At 53.6% G+C, this 18,569-nt stretch carries 15 protein-coding genes; 9 read left to right on the top strand and 6 right to left on the bottom strand.

All coding sequences use genetic code 11. The features are described 5' to 3' along the window. Window positions 1-40: 40 nt before the first annotated feature. Window positions 41-1,363, top strand: coding sequence for an MATE family efflux transporter (locus tag E0L13_RS05410; protein WP_168060843.1), 1,323 nt, complete (start codon window positions 41-43; stop codon window positions 1,361-1,363). Window positions 1,364-1,396: 33 nt separating this feature from the next. On the opposite strand, the gene E0L13_RS05405 is transcribed toward E0L13_RS05410, so the two are convergent. From E0L13_RS05405 to E0L13_RS05380, 6 genes are all read right to left on the bottom strand, one after another. Continuing rightward, window positions 1,397-2,209 carry a basic amino acid ABC transporter substrate-binding protein gene (locus E0L13_RS05405; RefSeq protein ID WP_168060841.1) on the bottom strand — a complete coding sequence of 271 codons (813 nt, stop codon included), beginning with the start codon at window positions 2,207-2,209 and terminating at the stop codon, window positions 1,397-1,399. A gap of 146 nt (window positions 2,210-2,355) precedes the next feature. Continuing rightward, entirely contained in the window at window positions 2,356-3,987 is a 1,632-nt protein-coding gene (ptsP, locus tag E0L13_RS05400) for a phosphoenolpyruvate--protein phosphotransferase (RefSeq protein ID WP_168060839.1), read from the bottom strand. Between the two features lie 27 nt (window positions 3,988-4,014). Further along, the gene (locus tag E0L13_RS05395) at window positions 4,015-4,272 is read right to left on the bottom strand and encodes an HPr family phosphocarrier protein (protein WP_087477747.1); all 258 of its coding nucleotides are present in this window, start codon (window positions 4,270-4,272) and stop codon (window positions 4,015-4,017) included. Window positions 4,273-4,366: 94 nt separating this feature from the next. Then, entirely contained in the window at window positions 4,367-6,313 is a 1,947-nt protein-coding gene (locus E0L13_RS05390) for a fructose-specific PTS transporter subunit EIIC (protein ID WP_168060837.1), read from the bottom strand. 34 nt (window positions 6,314-6,347) lie between these two features. Beyond that, the gene (pfkB, locus tag E0L13_RS05385; RefSeq protein WP_087477749.1) at window positions 6,348-7,256 is read right to left on the bottom strand and encodes a 1-phosphofructokinase; all 909 of its coding nucleotides are present in this window, start codon (window positions 7,254-7,256) and stop codon (window positions 6,348-6,350) included. Further along, window positions 7,253-8,011 (bottom strand): DeoR/GlpR family DNA-binding transcription regulator, encoded by a 759-nt coding sequence (locus E0L13_RS05380; protein WP_087477750.1) that lies wholly within the window; start codon window positions 8,009-8,011, stop codon window positions 7,253-7,255. Before E0L13_RS05380 ends, pfkB begins: the two co-directional genes overlap by 4 nt. Before the next feature lie 250 nt (window positions 8,012-8,261). Between E0L13_RS05380 and E0L13_RS05375 the strand changes: the two genes are divergently transcribed. From E0L13_RS05375 to E0L13_RS05340, 8 genes are all read left to right on the top strand, one after another. Next, window positions 8,262-8,687, top strand: coding sequence for a YbjN domain-containing protein (locus E0L13_RS05375; protein ID WP_154877066.1), 426 nt, complete (start codon window positions 8,262-8,264; stop codon window positions 8,685-8,687). A gap of 213 nt (window positions 8,688-8,900) precedes the next feature. Continuing rightward, a complete protein-coding gene (locus E0L13_RS05370; protein WP_107196297.1) occupies window positions 8,901-10,442 on the top strand; it encodes an AbgT family transporter in 1,542 nt (513 codons plus the stop codon). Between the two features lie 332 nt (window positions 10,443-10,774). Continuing rightward, the gene (locus E0L13_RS05365) at window positions 10,775-12,541 is read left to right on the top strand and encodes a sigma 54-interacting transcriptional regulator (protein WP_168060835.1); all 1,767 of its coding nucleotides are present in this window, start codon (window positions 10,775-10,777) and stop codon (window positions 12,539-12,541) included. 256 nt (window positions 12,542-12,797) lie between these two features. Beyond that, window positions 12,798-13,175 (top strand): RidA family protein, encoded by a 378-nt coding sequence (locus E0L13_RS05360; protein WP_168060832.1) that lies wholly within the window; start codon window positions 12,798-12,800, stop codon window positions 13,173-13,175. A 21-nt stretch (window positions 13,176-13,196) separates the two neighbouring features. Continuing rightward, window positions 13,197-14,399, top strand: a complete 1,203-nt coding sequence (gene dpaL / locus E0L13_RS05355) for a diaminopropionate ammonia-lyase (RefSeq protein ID WP_168060830.1) — start codon at window positions 13,197-13,199, stop codon at window positions 14,397-14,399. Window positions 14,400-14,428: 29 nt separating this feature from the next. Next, on the top strand, window positions 14,429-15,613 hold the full coding sequence (locus tag E0L13_RS05350) for a YgeY family selenium metabolism-linked hydrolase (RefSeq protein ID WP_168060828.1): 1,185 nt from the start codon (window positions 14,429-14,431) through the stop codon (window positions 15,611-15,613). 13 nt (window positions 15,614-15,626) lie between these two features. Next, window positions 15,627-17,219, top strand: coding sequence for a D-aminoacylase (locus E0L13_RS05345; RefSeq protein ID WP_168060825.1), 1,593 nt, complete (start codon window positions 15,627-15,629; stop codon window positions 17,217-17,219). A gap of 27 nt (window positions 17,220-17,246) precedes the next feature. After that, a complete protein-coding gene (locus E0L13_RS05340; RefSeq protein WP_168060823.1) occupies window positions 17,247-18,497 on the top strand; it encodes an MFS transporter in 1,251 nt (416 codons plus the stop codon). Window positions 18,498-18,569 lie beyond the last annotated feature (72 nt).

Here is an 18,569-nt window from a genome sequence, read left to right as displayed (position 1 = left end):
TGGCTGTTTTTCTATATCAGAGGAGAGGGGAGTCCAAGCCATGACCCTGTATTCCAAAGACCATCCTGCCGCCGTCCTGCTCGTCTTCAGCCTGCCCTTGATCCTGAGCGGGATGCTGCAGCAGCTGTACAGCTGGGCCGATGCCTATATCGTCGGCCACGTCGTCGGCGAAGAGGCCCTGGCCGCCGTCGGCATGACGACGGCCGTCAGCAATTTGTTTACTATGTCCATGACGGGCTTTACCCTGGGCCTGTCCATCTTAGCCGCCCAGAAATACGGCAAAAAAGAATACGAGACGCTGCCCCGCATCTTGTCGGCCTTTCTCGTCCTCCTCGTCCCGGCCTGCGCCCTCTGTGCCGCCGCCGGCTGTATCTGGGAGAAAGCCCTTCTCGACGCCCTCCGCACGCCGGCGGACATCGCCGAGTTTACGGGCCAGTACCTGCGCGTCATCCTGCTCGGCATGCCCTTTCTGGCTGTCTATAATCTCTACTCTGCTCTGCTGCGGGCCATCGGCGACAGCCGGACGCCCTTTTTCGCCATCGTCCTGTCGTCTGTCGTCAACGTCGTCCTCGACATCGTCTTCGTCGCCGTCTGCCGCTGGGGCGTAGGCGGGGCGGCCTGGGCTACGAGTATATCGCAGATCGCCATGGCTGTCTTCATCGTCTGGTACGCAGAAACGAAGCGGCCCCTGCTGCACCTGTCCCTGAAAGAAAAACTCGTCCAGCCCCATATCGTCGCCCAGGGATGGCGGTTCGCCCTGCCGCCAGCCGTCCAGAGCAGCGTCATGGCCCTGGGAAATATGGCCCTCCAGCAGTTCATGAACGGCTTCGGCTCCGCCACCGTGGCCGCCGTTACGACGGCTTACCGCATCGACCTCATCATGCTTCTTCCCATCATCAACCTCGGCTCGGCCGTCTCGACGATGGTCGCCCAGAGCAAGGGGGCCGGCAATTTAACCAAGGCTCAATCGTTCTGCCGGTACGGCGTCGCCCTGAACGCAGTCATTTCCTTCCTGCTCATGGTCGTCATGGCGGCCTTCGGCGGCAAACTGGTAGCCATGTTCGGCGTCGGAGACGAAGCGTCGTTCATCGGCAGCGAATTCTTCCGGCAAATCGCCGTCTATTACCTGTGCTTCGGCATCGCCTCGGCCCTCCGCGGCGCCGTAGAGGGGATGGGCCTGGTCCTGTATTCCAGCATCGTCGGCGTCGCGTCCCTGCTGGCCCGCATCGCCTTGTCCTACGCCCTGGCTCCGTATCTCGGCAACATGGCCATCGCCCACGCCGAAGGGCTGCAGTGGATCGTCATGCTGGCATGCTACGTCCCGTACTTCTTATGGCACAAAAAACGGGCCGCCTCGCCGTAATATATGCGAGTCAGCCCGTTGGCACAGACAATATTATTTTAACGCTTCTTCAGCCGTAGCCGGCAGATCGGGAGCGTCCGTATTGAACCACTGTTTATACAATTTCTGGAATTCGCCCGTTTCCTTCAGCTTCGCCAGGGCCGCGTTGACTTCCTTCTGCAGCTCCGTGTTGTTCTTATTGAGGGCGAAGGCTAAGTATTCCGATTTTGTATCGGGAATGTCGATGATTTCGTACTTGCCCTTGCCGTCCTGAGCGAGGAAGTAATCGGCTACGGGCTTATCCAGGATGCCGGCCTGGGCGCCGCCGACCTGCAAATCCATGATGAGCTCGGAGTTGTGGTCAAACTGCTTGATGTTCAAGCCCTTCTGTTCGGCATAGCCTGCGCCGGTCGTGCCCATCTGCACGGCTACGGTCTTGCCCTGCAAGTCGTCGATAGACGTGATGCCGCTGCCGTTGGGAGCGAGGATAACCAGCTTCGATTCGTAGAAGGGAGCGGCGAAGAGGACGTTCTTAGCCCGTTCCTGGGTCATCGTCATACCGGCGGCGGCAATATCCATATCGCCCTGCTGGATGACCGGAATGATGCCGGAGAAGGGAAGGTTATTGATTTGGACTTCCCGGCCCATTTCCTTGCCGACGGCCTTAATCAAATCCATTTCAAAGCCCTTGTAATCTTCCGGATTCGCTTCGTCCTTAAACTCGAAAGGCACAAAGGTAGCGTTGGTAGCGACGCGGAGCGGCTCCTTCTTTTCAGCAGCGGCCTTGTCCTGGCCGCCGCAGCCGGCGATCATCGACGCGGCCAGCATGCCGGCCAAGGCTGTCACAACGTATTTCGTAAATTTCATATCGTTCATCCCCTTAGTAATCTCAAATACATATGAATTAATTAAGCAAAATTATACAACATTTATTAGTAAAAATGCAATAGATAGCATAAAAAAAGTAATTCCCAAATCACATGCTTGGGAATTACTTTTTTATGGTCTGCAAATTATTTGCTCAAATCGAGAGAGCGTACCTTTTCCCGCAGGGGAAGCACCAGGGGAGGGCTGACGGATAATTCGTCGACGCCCATGCGCAGGAACGTTTCGGTCAGCGTCAGATCCGCGCCGAGCTCACCGCAGATACCGACCCAGATGCCGGCCTTATGGCCGTTTTCGACGGTCTGCTGAATGAGGCGGAGCACCGCCGGATGGTGGGCGTCGAAGAAGGCGTCCAGCTTCGTCTGCTGGCGGTCGATCGCCAGTGTATACTGCGTCAGGTCGTTGGAGCCGATGCTGAAGAAGTCTACTTCCTTCGCCAGCTCGTCGCTCATGATAGCCGCCGCCGGCGTTTCTACCATGATGCCTACTTCCATATCCTTGTCATAGGCGACGCCTTCGGCGTCCAGCTCGGCCCGGACATCAGCCAGGATAGCCTTGCACCGCTTCACTTCGTCTGCAGAGATAATCATGGGGAACATGACGGCGATTTTGCCGAAGGCCGAAGCCCGCAGCAAGGCCCGCAGCTGCGTCTTGAACAGTTCCGGACGGGTCAGGCAGATGCGGATGGCCCGCATGCCCATAGCCGGGTTTTCTTCCTTGTCCAGCTGGAAGTAGTCGACCTGCTTGTCCGCGCCGATATCGAGGGTGCGGATGACGACGGTCTTGCCGCCCAGCGCTTCGGCCGTCTTCTTATAGGCTTCGAACTGCTGGTCTTCCGTCGGATAGTCGCTGTTTTCCAGATAGAGGAATTCGCTGCGGAACAAGCCGATGCCTTCGGCGTCGTTGTCGAGGACCTGGGGAATATTGCCGGGATTTCCGATGTTGGCGAATATCTTGACGGAACGGCCGTCTTTCGTTTCCGACGCCGCGCCCCGCACTTCTTCCAGACGGCGCTTCCGGTCCGCTTCTTCGCGCTGCTTTGCTTCCATAGACTGCAGCGTTTCTTCATCGGGATTGATGTATACCGTGCCGGTCAGGCCATCTATAATGGCCATCATGCCGTCTACATCCGTATGCAGGGGCGTATCCGTGCTGACGACGGCGGCGATGCCCAGGGTACGGGCCAAAATCGCCGTGTGGGAATTCGTGCTGCCTGCCGACGTCACGAAGCCCAGGATCTTGTCCGTGTCGAGCTGCAGCGTTTCGCTGGGAGCCAGGTCGTCGGCGGCGATGATGACGTGGTCGTATTTGCTGAAATCGACGCCCGGTCCGCCGCACAGCTGCTGTTCCACGCGGCGCGATATGTCGAGGACGTCGGCGGCGCGGGCCTGCATGTAGGCGTCGTCCATAGAGCGGAACATTTCGGCAAACTGCTGGGCCGTCCGGTCGACGGCCGCTTCGGCGTTGAGCATTTCATCGCGGATCTGCCCTTCGATAGAGTCGATATAATCGTCGTCGTCCAGCATCATCTGGTGTACTTCAAACACGGCGGCCTGTTCTTCGCCTACTTTTTCCAGGGCTTTTTCATATAAGTCCTTCAGCTGTTCAATGGCTACCTTGCGAGCATCCTGAAAGCGGGCTACTTCGGCTTCGGCATCCTGAATCGGACGCTGGGCCGTCGAAATCGTGTTGCGGTGGAACAGCGCCAGCGGCCCGATCGTAATGCCGGGAAAGACGCTTTTCCCTTTTAACGTCAGCATGGATACATCCCCCTTATGTCGTAGATATTAGAAGTTTTCCTTGAGGAAAGTTTCAACCATCGCGGCGGCTGCTTCTTCGTCGGCGCCTTCTACCTGGACCGTAACGGTTTCGCCCTGTTTAACGCCGAGAGCCATAATGGTAAAAATCTTTTTCAAATCGCCCTTGCGGGAGCCCTTGAGCATCGTAATAGCCGATTCATACTTTTTGGCTTCCTTGACCAGCAGTCCGGCCGGACGAGCGTGGATACCCATAGGATCGGTGACAGTAAACGTAAATTCTTTCATGTGTAGTTCCTCCTTCGCAGGCGCGTGCGCCCAATATATTATGTGAAAATATATTACATACTATAAGTGTATCTGATTTTACAGCCGAATGCAATTAATCAGCCGACTGTTTTTTACGAACAATTCCCATCAGCACGGCCGCGACGACGACGCCTGCCGCCAGAGCCGCGACGTACATGAGCGGATTGGTCACGACGCCGAAGACGAAGATGCCGCCGTGAGGAGCCGGAACGGCGCAGTGAAAGAGCATGGACAGGGCCCCGGCGACGGCCGCGCCGACGGCGCAGGGCGGAATGATGTGCACCGGGTCGGATGCGGCAAAGGGGATAGCCCCTTCCGTAATGAAAGACAATCCCATGATGAAGTTCGTCACCGTAGACTGCCGTTCCTTCGCCGTGAATTTCTGCTTGAACAGCAGCATAGCCAGGGCAATGGCAATGGGAGGCACCATGCCGCCGATCATGACCGAAGCCATGATACCCGAAGAAATCGCTTCGCCGGAGGCGCTCATGAGGGAGGCCGTGCCGAAGACGTAGGCCGCTTTATTGATGGGGCCGCCGAAGTCGATGGACATCATGCCGCCCAGGATAAAGCCGAGGACGATGCGGCTCGTCGTAGTCATGCTGTTCAGGACGTCAAAGAGCCACGTGTTGAACAGGGCCGTCGGCGGGTTGATGATATAGGTCATGATGACCCCGATGAGGACGAGTCCCAAGACGGGATAAATCAGGATGGGCTTCGTGCCGTCCAGGGCCTGGGGCAGGTTGGCGAATACCTTCTTGAGCAGGATGATGAGGTACCCGGCGATGAACCCGGCAAAGAGGGCCCCGAAAAAGCCCGAGCCGCCTGTCGTAGCCAAAAAGCCGCCGACGATGCCCGGCATGAGTGCAGGCCGTTCGCCGATGCTCATGGCGATGTAGCCGGCCAGGATAGGCATCATCATGCTGAAGGCCAGGCCGCCGATGTTTTTCAGGAAAGCCGCCAGAGGTGTACCCGTGCCGAACTGGGCCGTGCCGGCGTGTTCCATGTCGAAGAGGAAGGCCAGGGCGATGAGGATGCCGCCGCCGATGACGAAGGGCAGCATGTGGGATACGCCGTTCATGAGGTGCTTATAGATTTGACGGCCGGCGCTTTCCTTTTCCGCCGCATCCAGCGATACGGCCTCGGACGACGAGCTTTCGCCGTGGAAAATAGGGGCCTTGCCGTCGAGGACAGTCTGGATCAGTTCTTCCGGAATCTTGATGCCGTTGGCGACCTTCGTAAAGACGACGGGCTTGCCGGCAAAGCGCTGCGTCGGCACGTCCTTGTCGCAGGCGACGATGACGCCGACGGCCCGCTCGATATCCTCGGCAGTCAGATGGTTTTTGACGCCGCCGGAGCCGTTTGTTTCGATTTTAATGTCGACGCCCATAGCGGCTCCCTTGCTTTCCAGAGCTTCCGCCGCCATGTAGGTGTGGGCGATGCCCGTCGGGCAAGCCGTGACGCCGATGACGAAGGGCCGGTCCGACGGAGCGGGGGAGGCCGGTTCGTCAGCCGGAGCCGTTTCTGCTTCGGCAGCTTCTTCTTCCGCTTCCGCCGCCAGCTGGGCCGTTTCCGTCTCGTCGATGACGGCCAGGTATTCGTCGGCCGTCTTGGCGTTCATCAATTTTTCCCGGAATTCGTCGTCCATGAGCATACGGCTCAGGCGGCTCAGCACTTCCAGGTGGACGTTGGCTCCGCCGGCCGGGGCGGCGATGAGGAAGAACAGGAAGGCCGGTTCGTCGTCCAGGCTTTCATATTCTACGCCCGAACGGACGATCATCGACGCCAGCCCCGGAGCCGACACGGCGTCCGTCTTGGCGTGGGGGATGGCGATGCCTTCGCCGATGCCCGTGCTGCCTTCGGCTTCGCGGGCCAGCACGGCCTTGCGGTATCCTTCCAGATCCGTCACGTTGCCGCCTTTATCCATCAGGGATACGAGATGGTCGATCGCCGCGCCCTTGTCGGCGACGACGGCTTGTAAGTCGATACTTTCTTTTTTCAATAAATCTACAATCCGCATGAATTTACAATCTCCTTTTACCTACAAACCTGCGTTACGGCAGCTGGCCGTATACTTCTTTAATATCGTCTTCCGTCGCCAGCCAATCGTGGAAGGCCGAAGCGCTGCCGGCGCTGATGCCCATCTTGAGGGCCTCCTGCAGGTCGCCGCCCGACGATTCGAAGCCGGCTAAGAACCCGGCTACCATGCTGTCGCCGGCGCCGACGGAATTGACCAGCTTGCCCTTAGGCGACTGCATGCGGTATACCCGGCCGTCTTCGCCGAGGAGCAGGGCGCCGTCGCCGCCGAGGGATACGAGGACGTTTCGCGCGCCCATATCCTGAAGCTTTCTTGCGCATTCGGCGATTTCTTCGTCCGTCTTGAGGACGGTATCGAACAATTCGCCCAGCTCGAAGTTATTCGGCTTGACTAAAAAGGGCTTATATTTCATGACGTTTTTCAGCAAATCGCCCGTCGCGTCGACGACGACCCGTACGGAGCGGCCTTCGAGGCGGCGCAGGATCCGTTCGTATATGTCGTCGGGAAGGGCGGCCGGGATGCTGCCGGCCAATACGAGGGTATCACCGTCGGCCATCCCGTCGATCTGGGCCATCAGGGCCTGCAGTTTGTCGTCGGGGATAACCGGCCCCATGCCGTTGACCGCCGTTTCGTCAGCTGCGCTGATCTTCAGGTTGATGCGCGAATAGCCTTCGTCCAGCACGATGAAATCGCAGTCGCTGCCGCATTCCAAAGCCAGCCGTTCTATTTCCCGTCCCGTAAAGCCGGCGATGAAGCCGAGCATTTTCGCCGGAATGTGAAGATTTCCCAGTACCAGCGCCACGTTGACGCCCTTTCCGCCGGGATAAATCGTTTCCGCTTCGGCCCGGTTGATGTCGCCGGCCTTAAATTCCTTCATCTGCACTACATAATCCAGCGAGGGATTGAACGTAACCGTATAAATCAAAGGATATGCACCTCCGTCAAAGATTCGTAAGAACTATAGTCCATGTCTTCTTCGCCCTTGGCCGTGACGACCGTGACCTGGGCCAGGTCTGCAAAGGTAATGTGCGCCGACTGGCCGAACTTGCTGACGTCGGCCAATACGTAGGCTTGCCGGCACTGCCGCACGGCTGCGCCCTTGCAGGCCGCTTCCTCCACGTCGGGCGTCGTGCAGCCCTCCTGAGGCGTCAGGCCGTTCGTGCCGAAAAATCCCTTCGTAAAGTGGTAGCGGCTCAGCATGTCCCGCATTTCGCTGCCGATGACCGATTCGGTCTTTCCCTTGACCAGGCCGGGCAGGACGTACACCTTTACGCCGCTGCGGGCCAGCTTCTGAGCCGTCGGCAGGCCGCTGGTCACAAAGGACGCCTCGGAGCCGACGAGAAAATCGGCCATCTGCTCGACCGTCGAGCCGCCGTCGAGATACACGAAGTCGCCCGGACGGACCAGAGAGGCGGCAAACTGGGCGATGCGCCGTTTTTCTCCAATATGCAGGGAGTATTTGTCCTGCAAATCTTCCATGGCGGCGTCATAGGCTCCTTCCTTCAAGGACGTCGCCCCGCCGTGAACGCGCCGCAGCAGCCCTTCTTCGTCTAAGGCGGCCAAATCCCGCCGGACCGTCGATTCGGAAATATCCAGATAATTGACCAGCTCCTGAACCGACACGGCGCCGTGCACGTTGACGATCCGCATGATTTCAGCTTGTCTTTCTTCGGTCAGCATGACCCTCATCCTTTCTGCTAAGTTCCTTTACACCTGCATTATACAATCAAATTCTTTCTTTTTCAATCATTTTCTATCATAATTGCGTATTTTTCAATCATTAACAGTCAATTATGCGCACGAATCATACATTGTGATTTATATCACAGAACAACCGCCAGGGTGGACGCAAATACGGAAGCCAGAAGGCGCAATTTATGATATAATAACGTATAAGCTTACTGATTTTACTACATTAGGAGTGATTGTCATGAATAAAAAAGCCGAAAGCTTCCAGGCATATTTAAAAGAAAAAAATCTGTCCGCCTTTACAGTCGACGAAATCAAGGACGACCCCTTCCATACCGTCGTCTTCCGCTCGCAGCTCAATATCGACGGCAATAACCTGCCGACCATCGTCATCGCCGACGACAGCATTTACGGCATTATCCGCATCTTAGTCGCCCCGAAAGTCCCCGAAGGAAGCGAAGGCCTCGCAAAATTGCTCAACACGTACAACCAGACCTTCAAGGCCTTTAAGTATTACGTTGACAACAAGGGCTCCCTGATCCTGGATATTTCCATCGTCAGCGCCGACGAATCGCTGAACGGCGACCTCGTATACGCCTTGTTCCAGACCGTCATCGAGCACCTGAACGAATCGTATAAGAACATTATGAAAGAAATCTGGAAATAACAATTTGACGTCCCCTGCCGGTAAAGCAGGGGATTTTTTCGATTATATCCCCATTACATTAAAACCATACGAATTTCCTATGGATAGATTAAATACTTTTTCTTGACAGGCTGCGTGTAAAGTAATACGCTACTATAGTAAAGTATTACTTTATATCAATAGGGGAATGATAACGTATACCTTTACAGCATAATTACATAGGAGGGGATCCGTATGAAACACACCGCTGCCGCCGTCGCCGTAAGCGACGACACGCGCGGCTCTTTTCTCAAATGGTTGGAACGGGTAGGCAACAAGCTTCCCAATCCAGCTATTCTTTTTTTGATTTTCTTCATGGTGCTGGCCCTTTGCTCTTACGTCCTGCAGCTGGCCGGCGTAACGGCCGTCAATCTCAAGACCAATGAAATCATCCATATCCGCAGCCTCATCAGCGCTGAAGGCTTGGACTGGCTCCTGACGAACCTCATCAAAAACTACATTAATTTCCCGCCCCTGGGCATGATCATCGTCCTGACCTTCGGCCTGGGCGTGGCGTCGGAAACGGGGCTGCTCCAGACGCTCATCCATCACTCCATGCACAATATCCCGCGGAAGTACGTGACCCTGGCCGTCGTCTTCATCAGCCTCATGAGCCATATCGCCTCTGACGCGGCCATCGTCATTATGCCGCCCTTAGCGGCCATGCTGTTTTATTCCATGGGACGCCATCCCTTAGTCGGCTTCGCCTGTTCCCTGGCCGCCATCTATTCGGGATTTACGGCCAACATCCTCATCGTCACGACGGACGTCCTCTTGTCGGGTATTACGACCCAGGCCATCCGTACTATCGACGCGACGATGACTGTCACGCCGATCGATAACTGGTATTTCATGTCCTTCGCCGTATTCTACCTGACGGCCGTGACGACCTTCATTACGGAAAAATTCGTCGAACCGCGCATGGGCGTATATGACCCGGCCCACGCCCAGGAAAATCTGACCATTCCCGACGTGTCGCCGGAGGAAAAAAAGGCCCTGCGCCACACCCTCATCGCCGCCGTCCTGTATTTGGCCGTCGTCTTCCTCATGGCCTTTCCCGACAACGGCCTGCTCCGCAATTCCCAGACCCATTCGCTCCTGGGGTCGCCTCTGCTGCGCGGTGTCATCCCGCTGCTGTGCGGCTTTCTCCTGACCGTCGGCCTGACCTATGGCGTGTCGATCCGTAAAATCAAAAACGCCGACGACATGATACATTGTATGACCAACGCCGTCAAAGGCCTGTCGGGCTTTTTGGTCATGGCCTTTTTCATCGCCCAGTTTATCGCAGCCTTCGCCTGGACCAACATGTCGACGATGATCGCCATGAAGGGGGCCCTGTTCCTGAAAGACGTAGGCATGACCGGCCTGCCGGCCCTCATCTGCTTCATGCTCTTCGGCCAGCTCCTGGGCCTCTTTACATCCAGCGGCTCCGCCGTATGGGCCCTGCTGTCGACGGTCTTCGTCCCCATGTTCATGCTCCTGGGCTATCACCCGGCCTTCATCCAGGCTGCCTTCCGGGCCGGCGACGGCGCGCTGAATACCGTCGCCTTAGTCAACCCGTTCCTGCCCCTGTTCTTGGAAATCATCCGCCGTTACAAAAAAGACAGCGGCATCGGCACCTATTTATCCCTCATGATGCCCTACGCCATGGCTTTCCTGGTCATGTGGTACGCCTTGTTCATCTTCTGGTATCTCACAGGCTGGCCTGTCGGCCCGGGTATTCCCCAGCGGCTTTAAAATACATAGACCATGTGCTGTTCTGCAGAATCGCATTCTGCGGACAGGGTATGGTCTATTTTTTTATATTTCTACAAATGATGCATAGGTTTCTATATGGATACGCCTGCAGTTATTGCCAAAAACTATTGTAAACAGAATGTCTTCCATAATGTAAATATTTAACACGCAATATGGTATAATATGTTCATCAGTATTCGTTTTCATTTATTTTACAAAAAAATATTATCCAGCCTAGTCGCCGAAGCAGCTAGCGGCTCGTATATACTCAAAAACAAACTGGACGCACGGCGTTTTCCAATTATCCATACAGCCAGTAAGGGGGCTTGCGAATGACCACTATATTGCAAAGCATACAAGAATCCGTTATTAAGTATGCCCATATGATAGAGCAGGTAACGAAACTCGACGTTGAAATCGTCGACACCAATTTAAACCGCATCGCCGGAACGGGATTAAAAAACAACAACCTGAGCCAAAGTATGGCCAGCGAAGGCCACGTATATGACCAGGTGCTGCGAACTGGAAAATTTATCTACATCGACAATCCCAGGGAAAACGCCCTGTGCCAGCAGTGCACCCGAAAGAACTCCTGCTACGAGTGGGCCGAAATGGCAATTCCCATTACGCTGGCCGACGAAATCATCGGAGTCATCGGCCTGATTTGCTTCAGCGCTGAAGCCAAAAAGCGCATCGACGACGACTTAACCCTGTATCAGGCGTTTACCAAGTCTATTGCCGAGTTTATCGGAGCCAAGGCGTTTGAATACCAGAAAACAACGCGAGCTATGCAGACAATGGACGTGCTGAAAGAAGTAATCAGCCATGTATCGGAAGGCATACTTCTCCTGCAAAACGATGGATACGTCCAAGATACAAATGTGGCGGCCGAAAAACAGCTGCAAACAGATAAATTAAAAGGAAGCGTCCTGCGCATAGAAGAAACGGGAGACACGATTTTAGACCAAAAAGAATATCGCATAACGATGGGCAAACACCATTGGTACGTCATTGGCGAAAAAATCCCCATTTATCCTAAGCCCGCCGATTATGACGCTATCTTCTTGTTCAACGACATAAAGAACGTCAAATCTACGATTTATAATTTAACCAACGTAACGCCAAAACAGCAGGCAAGCCAAATCATCGGCAGCACGCCTGCAATGCTTACGCTCAAGCAGCAAATCAAAAAAATCGCCGATTCTTCGTCAACCGTACTCATCACAGGGGAGAGCGGCACGGGCAAGGATCTCGTGGCCCGCGTTATCCACAGCGAAGGAAACCGCAGCAATAAGCCCTTCGTCTCCATCAACTGCGGGGCTATTCCCGATACGCTGCTGGAAAGCGAACTCTTCGGCTACGTCAAAGGCGCTTTCACAGGCGCCGACCCGCGGGGAAAAATCGGTAAATTTGAAATCGCCAACAAAGGAATCATTTTCTTGGACGAAATAGGAGATATGCCCCTGTATTTACAGGTAAAGCTCCTCCGCGTCCTGCAGGATCGCAAAATATCCCGAATCGGCTCCAATCAGGTGATCGATATCGACGTCCGCGTCATCGCCGCTACTAACAGGGATCTAACCAGCCTGATTCAAAAGAATAAATTCCGCCGCGACTTATATTACCGCCTGAACGTCATTCCCCTCCAGGTCCCGCCGCTGCGCGAACGCAAGGAAGACGTTCCCGAATTAATTCATATGCTCCTAAAAAAATATTGCGCCCTCTTCAATCGAAGCAAAGTAGATATAGATTTAGAAGCCATGAAGCTGTTGCTGGAATATTCCTGGCCAGGAAACGTCCGTGAACTGGAAAATACTATCGAGTTCATGATAAATATGTCCGAATCAGACCACATCACTGTCGGCTGCCTGCCGGAAAATATCCGCCTGTGCCAATGTCCAAAAGGAACGCCGTCAGCACTCTTGTCTGAAGCAGGGGAGAACGCCATTATTCCGTTAAAGGATTTAGAGAAAAACGCTATTCTCCAAGCGCTGAAAACCTACGGCGAAAGCATGGAAGCTAAGCAGGAAATCGCTAAAAAGCTAGGAATAGGCATCGCTACTTTATACAGGAAATTAGAAAAATATAAAATCAAATAACAAAATTTTAAAAACTGCAATAATACAATAATATGTGCCGCAGCATAATTCTTACTGTAATAACTTATTATCATTTTGATATATCATTATCAGAATGATAATAAGTTATTTTCGTTTTTCCATTCTCTTTCTTTGTAAAAATAGCGTAAATACGCCGTTTTTAATTTTTTCAAAAAAAATATTTTTTGGCATGTAAATTTCATATATACTGGCAACTACGAAATACCTATGGATTTTAAATGGAGGAACATACCGAATGAACAAACAAATTATCAACACAGAAAAAGCACCGTCCGCTATCGGACCGTATTCGCAGGGAACACAGTGGGAATCGTTAATTTTCACATCCGGTCAGCTGCCCATCGACATGGCGACGGGCGCATTTCCTGAAGGAATTGAAGCGCAGACGAAGCAATCGATCGAAAACGTAAAAGCAATTTTGGAAGCCGCCGGCAGTTCTCTGGACAAGGTCCTGAAAACGACGGTCTTCATTAAAGATATGAACGACTTCGGCAAAGTCAACGAAGTATACGCTTCGTATTTTAATACGGATTGCCCGGCAAGATCGTGCATCGAAGTAGCCCGCCTTCCGAAAGACGCTTTAGTAGAAATTGAAGTAATCGCACATCAGTAAACAGAGGAGTGACCTACCAGAATGGATATTAAATACGAATTGAACTCGATGAAAAAGGAAACGCGCGAACACGTCGACTTTTTGAGCATGGAAGAAATCCAGAAAGCCAGAGATTTCCACAAAAGCTTTAAAGAATACGAGCCGACGCCGCTGGTTTCCCTTAAAAATATGGCGGAAACGTTTGGAGTTAAAGGTATCTACGTAAAAGACGAATCGTACCGCATGGGCCTGAACGCTTTTAAAGTCTTGGGCAGCTCCTACGCCATCGGCAAATACATTGCCCAGAAATTAAACAAGGATATTTCCGAACTTCCCTATGACAAGATGGTATCGGATGAAACGAAACAGGAACTGGGCGAAATCACCTTCGCCACGACGACGGACGGCAATCACGGCCGCGGCCTGGCTTGGACGGCCGAACGCCTTCGCCAGCATTCCGTCGTATACATGCCGAAGGGCACGCAGGAAATCCGCTTGAAGAACATCCAGAAGCTCGGCGCAGAGGCCGAAATTACCGACCTCAATTATGACGACGCCGTCCGCTATACCTTTGCCAAAGCCCAGGAAAATGGCTGGATCGTCGTACAGGATACGGCTTGGGAAGGCTACACGGAAATCCCGACGTGGATCATGCAGGGCTACGGCACGCTGGCGCTGGAAGCCTTCGAACAACTTCAGCAGGCAGGCGTTGCAGAACCTACGCATATCTTCGTACAGGCCGGCGTCGGCTCTTTCGCCGGAGCCGTACAGGGCTTCTTCACGAATGTCTGCAAAGACAACCCGAGCACGGTCGTCGTAGAAGCCGGCGCAGCAGACTGCTTGTACAAATCGGCTGTCGCTAAGGACGGCAATCCTCATGCCGTTGGCGGCGATTTATCGACAATTATGGCCGGCTTAGCCTGCGGCGAAGCCAATACCATCGGCTGGGACGTTTTGAGAGACAACAGCACCATGTTCGTATCCTGCCCCGACTGGGTAGCGGCAAACGGCATGCGCATCCTCGGCAACCCCCTCGGCAACGATACGAAAGTCGTTTCCGGAGAATCGGGAGCCGTACCGACAGGTTTATTCGTAGAATTGATGACTAACCCGCAGCTGGAAGATATGCGCAAAGCCTTGAAGCTCGATGAAAATTCGCAGGTCCTCATCTTCAGCACCGAAGGCGATACGGACCCCGACATGTACAGAGATATCGTTTGGAACGGAAAATTTGCCAAGAAATAAATTACAGAAACGAAAAGGAGAATACCGCCATGTTAACAGAAAAAAGACAAGAACAAGTAATTCAGTGCTGCCAGGATTTAATTCGCTGCCAGAGCTACTCCGGCCATGAAGATAAAGTCGTCGCCTGCTTAAAGGAAAAATTCACCGCCTTAGGCTTCGACGAAGTCATCGTAGACGAATACGGCAACGTAATGGGCCACATGAAAGGCAGCCGCCCCGGCAAGACCATCGTCTTGGACGGCCACATTGACACAGTTCCCGTAGAAGACGCTTCGGCCTGGACGCACGATCCCTTCGCCGGTACGATTGAAGACGGCAAAATCTATGGCCGCGGCACCAGCGACATGAAAGGGGCCGTCGCCGCTATGGCCTGCGCCGTCGCAAATTTTGCCGAAGACAATAAAAAAGATTTTGCAGGCGATATTTACGTCGCCGGCGTCGTTCACGAAGAATGCTTCGAAGGCGTCGCAGCCCGCGCTATCAGCAAACGACTTCATCCGGATTACGTCATCATCGGCGAAGCTTCCCAGCTCAACCTGAAACGCGGTCAGCGCGGCCGCGGCGAAATCGTCGTAGAAACCTTCGGCAAACCGGCACATTCCGCCAATCCGCAGGCCGGCATCAACGCCGTATACAAAATGGCTCAGCTTATTCAGGAAATCCAGAAAATTAAACCGCCCTATCAGGACATCTTGGGCGACGGCATCCTCGAATTGACGGATATCAAATCGTCTCCCTATCCCGGCGCTTCCGTCGTTCCGGAATACTGCCGCGTAACGTACGACCGCCGTCTATTGGTAGGCGAAACAAAAGAATCCGTATTGAAGCCGATTCAGGACGTCATCGACGAAATGTCCAAAAAAGATCCTGATTTCAAAGCCAAGGTATCGTACGCCGTAGGAGAAGAACTTTGCTACACCGGCAATACGATTACAGGCGAACGCTTCTTCCCGGGCTGGCTCTACGATGAACAGGACGATTTCGTTCAGGCGTCTTTAACCGGCTTGAAGAAAATGGGCCTGTCTCCTGAAATTACGCAGTATTCCTTCTGCACGAACGGAAGCCACTACGCAGGCGAAGCTGGTATCAAAACGATTGGTTTTGGACCGTCCCGCGAAAACCTGGCTCATACAATCGACGAATACATTGAAGTAGACCAACTCTGCAAAGCTACGCTGGGCTACTATGGAATTTTGGAAGAAGTCATGAAATAAGGAGGAGCTGACCATGGCAAAGACGTTATTAAAGAACGGCATCATCATCGATGGAACGGGAAAAGAACGCTTCGTCGGTAACGTTGAAATCGCAGACGACAGAATTGCCGCCATTACGCAGGAATCGGATGAAACGCAGTTCGACACGGTTATCGACGCGACGGGCAAAGTCGTCGCCCCCGGCTTTATCGATACGCACAGCCATTCCGACTTGGAATTGTTCCTCGATCCCTACTTAGCTCCTAAAGTATTTCAGGGTATTACGACGGAACTCCTCGGCCAGGACGGCATTTCCCTAGCTCCCTTGCCGGAAAAATACATCAGCCCGTGGCGCAAAAACTTAGCCGGCTTGGACGGAGACAGCGACGATATTGACTGGCATTTCAAGACGACGGAAGGGTATCTCCGCAATATCGAAGCATCCGGCATCGCCATTAACGAAGCCTATTTAGTACCTCACGGCAACGTCCGCATGGAAGCAATCGGTCTCGACAACGTAATTCCAAACGATGAAGAACTGCAGAAAATGTGCGATATTCTCCGCCGCGAAATGGAAGCCGGCGCATACGGATTATCTACAGGCTTGATTTACATGCCCTGCGCATACAGCCAGACGAAGGAAGTCGTCGAGCTTTGTAAGGTCGTTGCGGAATACGACGGAGTATTCGTCATCCATCAGCGCAGCGAAGCCGACACGATTATCGATTCCATGAAGGAAGTCATCGAAATCGGCCGTCAGTCCGGCGTAAAAGTTCATTTCTCCCACTTTAAAGTATGCGGCCGCAAGAACTGGGATCTCCTTGAGCAGGTAGTAGAACTCCTGGAGCAGGCTAAACGCGAAGGTATCCGCGTCTCCTTCGACCAGTATCCTTACGTCGCCGGCAGCACGATGCTCGGCGTTATCCTGCCGCCTTGGGTTCACGACGGCGGCACGGACAAGCTGATCAAGCGCCTGGAAGATCCGGAACTGCGTAAAAAGATGATTAAAGACATCGAAGAAGGCATTCCCGGCTGGGATAACTTCATCGACTTTGCCGGATTAGACCAAATCTACGTCACGAGCGTAAAAACAGAAGCAAATAAGGACGTCATCGGAAAGAGCTTAGTAGAAATCGGGGAAATGCGCGGCAAGGATCCCTATGAAGCGACCTTCGACCTGCTTCACGACGAAGAAAACGCCGTCGGCATGGTAGACTTCTATGGAAAAGAAGAACACATTATCCGCCTCATGAAACGGCCGGAGCAAAACGTCTGCACCGATGGCCTGCTCGGCGGAAAACCGCATCCTCGCGTATACGGCGCATTCCCCAGAGTTCTCGGCAAATACGTCCGCGAAGAACAGCAGTTTACGCTGGAAGAAGCAATTTATAAGATGTCCGGAAGACCGGCTTCCGTATTCCAGCTGAAAGACCGCGGCACTCTGGCTCCTGGAAACTTTGCAGACATCGTCGTATTCAATCCCGATACGATCATTGACAACGGCACGTTTGTCGACCCTGCGCAGTTAGCTACCGGCATGGAACACATCTTCGTCAACGGCGAATGCATCTTAGCCGACGGCAAGCAGATTTACGTTAAACCGGGCCGCGTCCTTCGCCTGAAATAGTTGCGTACGAGAGAAAGAGGTAATTCTATGAGCGATATTACAAAAAATCAAGGCGGTTGGAAATGGAAAGCCAGATATTCGATTTTGGCCGCCATCTGGTGCGGCTGGATGGTTTCCTTCCTGGACCGTATGGTCATGAGCATTTCTCTTCCCTTTATCGGACAGGATCTGGGCCTGACTCCGACGATGGAAGGTGCCGTACTGAGCGCCTTCTTCGCCGGCTACGCCTTATTCCAGATTCCCGGCGGCTTGCTGGCCGACAAGTTCGGCTTCCGCAAAATGATGACGATCGGCATCGCCTGGTGGTCCGTCTTCACCTTCCTGACGGGTCGTGTCATCAGCTATCCCATGATGCTCGTATGCCGCTGCTTATTCGGCGTCGGCGAAGGGAGTTTCCCCGGCGCGTCGTGGAAATGTATCGCCACGTATTTCCCGCCTAAGCAAAGAGCTACGGCTACGGCAATCCAATCCACCGTAAACACATTGGGCCCGGCGGTAGCATCGATCGTCGCGGCAGGCATTATCGCAGCGCTGGGCTGGCGGCACGTATTTATGTTCCTGGCGATTCCCGGCCTGGCCGTAGCCTTCTATTTCTGGAAATACGCAAAAGATAACCCGGCAGAGCACGGCCGCATGACGCCGGAAGAACTGGCGGAACTGCAGGAAGGCGAAGAAGCCGTCCAAGCAGATGGAAGCGGCCTCACGTTCAAAGAATTTTTCAAAAAGCCCCTCTTGTGGCAGATGGTGTTAATCTGGTTTCTCTTCGACATCACCTTCTGGGGCTTCGTATCCTGGCTGCCGTCGTACTTGATGAAGGTCAGAGGCATGTCCCTCATGCAGACCGGCGTCGCCAGCGCCATCCCCTTCGTCTGTGGAGCTGTCGGCACCCTTCTCGGCGGCTGGCTGTCCGACAGAATGGCCGGAAAAAGAAAGTGGCTGTACATTCCCAACGCCGTCATTGCTGGCGGATTCCTCTACCTGATGTACAGCGTATCTTCCGTCGATATGGCTATTATTTACCAGTGCACATCTTCGTTCTTCATGTTCCTGGCAATGGCCGCATTCTGGGGCATCGTAATGGACAGCATTCCACCCAATATCATGGGCAGCTGCTCTGCTACCGTTAACTTCGGCGGACAGGCGGCTGGATTCATTTCCCCCTTCGTCATGGGCTATCTCATTAATGTCAGCGGCGGTTCCTTCGACACGGCGTTCTTGTTCTTAGTCGTGGCAATCCTCGCTTCGTCTGTCATTACGATGACCGTTAAAAAACAATAGTTATATAACCTTACGACAAAAGATATCTATCTCCATATCCTTTACAAAAAAGAAGCTGCGGTAACTGCGTGC

Origin of the sequence: Megasphaera sp. SW808, from assembly GCF_012027795.1 — a bacterium.
Classification (GTDB): domain Bacteria; phylum Bacillota; class Negativicutes; order Veillonellales; family Megasphaeraceae; genus Megasphaera; species Megasphaera stantonii.
Note: the sequence above shows the minus strand (reverse complement) of the source record. Positions and strands in the feature narration are given on the sequence as shown.